Consider the following 3,075-nt stretch of genomic DNA (forward strand, 5'->3'; position numbering starts at 1 on the left):
AAGGATAAGGACGAAAGAGTTTATAGGGCCCCATCGTCTAGCCTGGTCTAGGACAGGTGGTTCTCAGCCATCAGACACCGGTTCAAATCCGGTTGGGGCTACCAAAGTTCATAGAACCGTATCATAACAGTATCAAAACAGTATCATAAATGTACGTAATTACTTGTATTTAAACTAGTTATAAGAAAGGGGTAGCAAATGGTAGAGAAATATAAGTTCCTGAAAATTAGTGCTGTAATATTCAAGGTTTTAGCTTGGGTATCAGTAGCAGTGGGCATAGTCTCTTCAATAGTGATCTTCATTGGTGGCGGGACGCCAGATGCACCCAGGGTTACTGGATTCATAGGTCTTTTATTAGGTGCAGTTTACTTTTTCGTCTTTTTTACTGCATCAGAGGTGATCTCTCTCCTCTTAGAACTTAGTTGTAAGTGTGAGAAAGGATCTCAGGCATAAGAAGCTATAGGCACATAATTATTGCGAAAACGCTTACATAGAAGCTATAAATTTTTAACTTTTCCTAGCTTTTGAAATAGATTTATTAAGTTCAGTCTTGACAAGGATGTCTATCTAATATATACTATATAGTAGGTAGGGCAGAGTTTTTTATTTCCGTTTATAGTAATAATATTTAAAAAGTATTTGAAGCGTTTTTTAAACCTCTCCGATAATAGCAAACCATGAGTAATCATGGGGCGCAAAACCAAGGGTCCTGAAAAGGATAGCCGAGTTGCCGAAAGAGGAAAGAGTTAGGCAGTTCGGCTATTTTTTTCAAAGGGGGCAGGGCCGATGCTAGACTGGCAAGAAAAACGTTGGGTCAAGGTAATCGCGGTAACTGTCGTGTTTGCCTTTCTTACATATGACATAGCATGGGCTACTGATTTCTCGCCCATTACTATAGCCCCTATAAGTGTACCTAATTTTTCCACATTAAGTAAATTCATTCCTGGCACAAATCTAATAAAAAAGACATTAAAGACTGAAGAGCCTGAAGAGACTGAGATCTCTTTCAGGAGTCAGCTGGTTCCTAGGAAGAAGTATGAGGAACGCTCCGGCTTCCAGCGTATGGAGTCTGTGAAGAAGATGATCAAGCGGCAGATAGATGAGCTGAGAAAAAGACAGGACATCGAGACTGAGCGCAGGCAATCTATATATAATCAATATCAAATCAATAGGCAGCAATATATACAGGATGCAGAAACAGGCGCAGCTGTTCAGGGCATAGAACAACAGTTGATGAAGGCCCGCGGAGAGACCATGAGTGCCGCTGCAAGGTCAGGGGAGTTTAGCTATGTGTTGACCAAAGATGGTATGAGGATCAACTATACTGATGGCCTTCCTTCATCTATGGAAAATGAGCGTATTGTGGATTCATTTGGAAATGTAAGTTACAAGAACACAAAGAACATGAAATATAATAACAACAGGCTCATGGTTTCCTATGATGCAGAGATCGTTGATGCGCTGGGCAACGTTACAAGAGTCCAGTGGCGTAACGGTACATATTCTCCTGACTCTTCATCGATTGGCAATAGATATTTAATTGGATACACTGAAACCACCACAGACGCATATGGCTCAACCAGTATACGCGAATGGTCCACCACAAGAGATGCATATGATGATAAGGGAAGAGCGACCCAGCACCATGAAGTTACAAAAGATGCGCTAGGCAACATTATCTCAACTTCAGATTGGTCTAGCCCCAGCTATGAGGGTGATAACATGACAGGGTATCACCAGGAGACAAAGGATAGCTATGGCAATCTCTACATAACTGATTGGTCTGCTACATTCAATGAGATGGGAAGGATTACATCTGTAACTACAGAGGATGAGCAGATAAATAGAGATCTGAGTTCAAGTAAAAATAAAACAGTTACTGGTTATGAATATGATGAAGATGGAAATTTAGTGAGTGCCCTTGGCGATACAACCATAGAGGGCGAAGATGGTTTTGCAAATTTTTATAGCGGAACAACTACTCATAATTATGAAGTTATTAATGGCCAGATCAAACTGGTCAATACAGTAAACGAGATCCATCATGACAATGCAGATGGCTCTGAAAGCACTGTGACAAGCTTTACTGAGTATAAATATGATGACAGGAATTTGTTAGTTGATGCAAGCGGGTTTAGCACTCAAGATGGCAGGGATATCTTTGGCAGTGGGTTCTCATCGAGTACTGTAGATACCTATGAAATAATCGGCTCTCAGGCAAGAAAGCTCAAGTCAGTCACTATGAGCGAATCTGAGGATATATTTGGAAACATTAGTTATAGCGAGGCCCTTATTGAGTACAAATACAATGAATTAGGCCAGCTTATTGATGCAGAAGGCTATACTGATACAACTGGCATGGATATATTTGGAGATGTCTATAGCACGCACACAGTCCATGAATATACAATCATAAATGGCCAGGCAAAGGTAATCTCTTCCTACACAGGCGGCAATCTAGTAAATCCGTTTTCAGATCTAGGAGGTATGCTGGCCGATCTAGAAAATAAACTCCAGGGTTTTCTGGAAATGACAGTGCCAGAGAAAGAGTCGTTCTTGCAGAGTATAGGCCTTGGCGGAGTTAAAATAGCTGACTTAACCAGCGGCGGGATCTCTACCATGGTAAGCTGGCTTTTCAAAGCAACTACAAACGTGATCAACTGCGCAGTGCAAGCAGTGTATGGGATTCTTGCTAGCTTAGGAATTGAGACTACAAAAGAAGAGCTTGCCCAGACAGCATTCCTTGTGGATATTTTAACAGGCGTAATCACTCCTGACGGCGCCTTTGGCGAAGCCCAGCTTTCCATGTATTCGATCTTAAAATCAGCGCAGGCAAAAGGAGTTACTCTTAAGGGAGCGAATGTAAACTTTGAGCAACTTAAGAGCTATGGCGAAGCAGTAATCGCGCATGTAGGCGGAGATCACTATATAGTAGTGATTGAGATTAGCGATACAGAAGTAACCTATCTGGAGGGCAGCCAGGAAATAGCCGTGACAATAGAAGAGTTTATGAATATGTGGGAAGGGAATATCTTGACGCTTAATTTAGCAGCCGGAGCAACTCAACTGGTAGAA

The 3,075-nt window shown here is 41.6% G+C and carries 2 protein-coding genes, 1 tRNA gene and 1 riboswitch; all 3 genes read left to right on the plus strand.

Features of this window, described 5'->3' with window-relative positions:
• Nucleotides 1–26: 26 nt before the first annotated feature.
• Nucleotides 27–104: transfer RNA gene (locus tag P9L93_05070), tRNA-Glu, on the plus strand.
• A gap of 94 nt (nucleotides 105–198) precedes the next feature.
• A complete protein-coding gene (locus P9L93_05075; GenBank protein ID MDP8230457.1) occupies nucleotides 199–453 on the plus strand; it encodes a hypothetical protein in 255 nt (84 codons plus the stop codon).
• Between the two features lie 206 nt (nucleotides 454–659).
• Nucleotides 660–735, plus strand: a riboswitch (cyclic di-GMP riboswitch).
• Between the two features lie 51 nt (nucleotides 736–786).
• The coding region (locus P9L93_05080) for a cysteine peptidase family C39 domain-containing protein (protein MDP8230458.1) at nucleotides 787–3,075 on the plus strand (2,289 nt) is incomplete at its 3' end.

Origin of the sequence: Candidatus Gorgyraea atricola (assembly GCA_030765235.1) — a bacterium.
In the GTDB taxonomy this organism is placed as follows: domain Bacteria; phylum Omnitrophota; class Gorgyraeia; order Gorgyraeales; family Gorgyraeaceae; genus Gorgyraea; species Gorgyraea atricola.